General features: G+C 36.4%; 3 protein-coding genes and 1 tRNA gene. All 4 read right to left on the reverse strand.

Features of this window, described 5'->3' with window-relative positions:
• Positions 1-108: 108 nt before the first annotated feature.
• The 4 genes from ADF62_RS04405 to ADF62_RS04420 all read right to left on the reverse strand — a co-directional run bounded on the left by ADF62_RS04405 (position 109) and on the right by ADF62_RS04420 (position 3,094).
• Positions 109-1,509, reverse strand: coding sequence for a PcsB-like coiled-coil domain-containing protein (locus tag ADF62_RS04405; protein WP_048788189.1), 1,401 nt, complete (start codon positions 1,507-1,509; stop codon positions 109-111).
• A gap of 84 nt (positions 1,510-1,593) precedes the next feature.
• Entirely contained in the window at positions 1,594-2,118 is a 525-nt protein-coding gene (mreD, locus tag ADF62_RS04410) for a rod shape-determining protein MreD (RefSeq protein ID WP_037621874.1), read from the reverse strand.
• A 1-nt stretch (position 2,119) separates the two neighbouring features.
• Positions 2,120-2,950: a rod shape-determining protein MreC gene (mreC, locus tag ADF62_RS04415; RefSeq protein WP_003098221.1), complete on the reverse strand. Its 831-nt coding sequence runs from the start codon at positions 2,948-2,950 to the stop codon at positions 2,120-2,122.
• 56 nt (positions 2,951-3,006) lie between these two features.
• Positions 3,007-3,094 (reverse strand) — tRNA-Ser (locus tag ADF62_RS04420).
• Positions 3,095-3,160: the final 66 nt, after the last annotated feature.

Raw genomic sequence — 3,160 nt, forward strand, 5'->3', positions numbered from 1 at the left:
AAGACCTATCAGGTCCTCTCTAGATGTTAGCTTTTCGTCACCCACTACAGTTGACAAAGAGCCAAATAAAAACGATTCGAGAATAGCCGAATCGCCTTTTTGTATTCATTATGGGTAAATATAGTATACAGAACCACCATGAGCTGAAGATGTTGGATCAAATGTACCACGGTAGTTACCGATTGACATGTTACCAGCATAGTTTGATTCCATAACTTGAATTGAATTTGCACCTGATGCTGATGTTACGTAAGCTACGTGACCATAACCACCACCATCATTTGGCCAAACTGCAATTGCTCCGGCTACAGGAGTTGTACCAACTGAGTGGCCAGCTGCTTGTGCGCTAGCAATCCAGTTTTTAGCATTACCCCAGTAATTACCAACCCATGAAGCTAATGATTTAGCACCCCAAGTACATTGACCAACAGGATATGTATTAGGAGTTGAGGCAGCTGATACTTTAGGCGTTTCAGCTGCTGGAGCTGGTGCATCTGAAGCTGCAGGTGCTTGACTTGCTGGTGCTTCTGAAGTTGCTACAGGTGCTTCGCTAGCAGGAGCTGGTGCTTCTGAAGCTACTGGAGCAGCTGATTCTAGTTGTGCTTCAGATGTTGCTGGAGCAGTAGGCGCTTGAGTAGTTTCTGAAGTTGCTGATGAAACAGGTTCTTGTGCTGCTTCTGAGGATGTTGCTGTTTCTGAAACAGTAGCTTCTGAAGTTGCTGCCGCCTCTGATTGAGCTACAAATGCTGCCGCTTCTGAAGAAGCTACTGCTTGTGCTGCTGCCTCTGATTCTGCAATTGCTTGAGACTGAGCAACTGATGCTGCAGTTGAAGCTGCCACTGCTTCTGCAGTTGATTTAGCAGAAACAAGTGATGTTTTTTCATCTTGAGCTGTAGCCAATTCTGCAGCCAAAGCAACTTGTGCTGCTTCTAGTTCTGCTTGTTGAGTTGTCAAACCAGCTTCTGTAGTTTCAAGTTCTGCTTTATTAGTTGCAATCTCATTAATAGCAGCTTGGTTTTCTTCTTGTTTTGCAGCAAGCTCTTTTTGATCAGACTCTTGTTTTGTCAACATGTCATTATTAGCTGTAACAACTTTTGAAATAGCTGTGATACGAGTAATAGCTTCAGAGATTGACTTAGAGTTCAAGATAGAGTTGATGTAGCTAGTCGCAGTATTATTTTGTTGAGCACTACGAGCTTGTTTCGCCAAAGAATCTTGACGAGCTACAATTTTACTTGATAATTCTTGAATTTCAGATTCCAAATCTGCTGATACTTTTTCAAGTTCAGCATTTTTAGTTTCCAATTCTGATTTTTGTGTTCTAAGTGTAGATACTTGAGATTGGATTGTAGCAACTTGCGCTTGTGCAGTCTCTTGTTGAGAAGCAAGGTTACTAATTGCGTTATCTGCAGCAACGATTTGTGAATCATAATCCTCTGCATGTACTGATGCAGCTGCTGATAAGGTTACACCACTTACCAACACTGCTGAAAGAATACGTTTTTTCATAATATAAAATACTACTCCTTTTCGATAAGACTCATTAATTGTATCAAAAAATGGCACAAAATTTGTTACGCTAATATTACAGTTTTATTTAAATCTATCAACTGACAGATACAAAAATAATTTTTCGACAATAGGTTTGATCAAAATAAAAATTAAAAGATTAAACACTAGACTAGGACTGAGTTGATAGATAATAAAATCACTAATAGACTCATTTGTGAAGCCATAATATAAGGCAAAACCAAAATTTATAGTATCAAAGAAAAATAAGAATAAAAAGGCCAGTAAACAATCAACATAAGCATTTCTCTTAACAAACCGCAATAGTTGAGCTAATAGATAAGATAAAAGTGGGAGAGTTATAATTACTATACCGACTGTTTTAAAATAATATGTATCATATAGAAATCCTAAACAAACAAGGTATAGAAATGAAAAATTATTAGGACGGCTAAGAGTTAAGATGGACATATAGATAATAAAAAGATGGGACGATAGAAATAATTCTGGAGAAAAATAATGGTTAAGTAGCATCGAAATATGACCATCCCATAGAAAAGGAATAATACTCAACCAGAATGGAATAACAGAAAACTTGAAAAACTTCATATTATTTACCATCTCCAACAAGACTAACATAAGAAATTTTATCAAAATCAGCATAAGGTTTAACTAAAATCGTACGATTCCCTTCATAATCAATCACAGATTCAACCGTACCAATTGGAACATTTTTTACTGAAACTTCATCCAGGCCGCTTGTTACCACTTCAGAACCAACCTTAACATCAGAAGATGAATTTAGCTGACTCATTTCCAAAAGCTTCTTTTTATTATCATAACTTGATATAATTCCAAAAATCTGACTTTCATCCTCACCTTTTACACTAGAAGCAATATAAGAATCATTTGAGCTATTAGAGAGTAAAGAAATAGTTGTGCTATGATCATAAATTTTAGTTATAAAACCAATTACTCCACCGTTAGAAGTTGCCAACATAGACTTACTAACATTCTTAGACTTTCCAACATTAATCGTTAATTCCTTCAACCAAGTAACAGATGGACGCATTGAAACCTCAGCAGTAATTACATTATTACGACTAAGTTTATCTGAAAGATTTAAAGAAGCTCTCAAAGAGTCATTTTCTTCTTGTAAATTAGAGATGACAGCAGATTGATTTTCTACAGTAGATAATGATTTCTTTAAATCTCGATTCTCAGAATAGGTTGACAAAAAATCAGAAATAACATCATGAGATTTTTCTAATGCAATAAATGGAAGAGAAATAACAGAATCTACTTTAGACACAACACCCGAGACATTAGAAGAAACATCCTTGGACAATTTATTATTTGTAAAAACAAAAGAAAAAAGCATTACAAAAAATAGAATAAGAAGAAACGCGTATAGAAGAAATCGATAAAAACTATTTTTCATTTTGCCACCTCTATAAAAAAGAAAACGAATTATCTAAAAGATAATTCGTCATAATACGGAGAATGGGGGATTCGAACCCCCGCGCCAGTTACCCGACCTAACGATTTAGCAAACCGTCCTCTTCAGCCTCTTGAGTAATTCTCCAATATGGGCACGAGTGGAATCGAACCACCGACCTCACGCTTATCAGGCGTGCGCTCTAACCATCTG

The sequence above is a fragment of the Streptococcus sp. 1004_SSPC genome, assembly GCF_001069025.1.
GTDB classification, from domain to species: Bacteria; Bacillota; Bacilli; order Lactobacillales; family Streptococcaceae; genus Streptococcus; species Streptococcus vestibularis.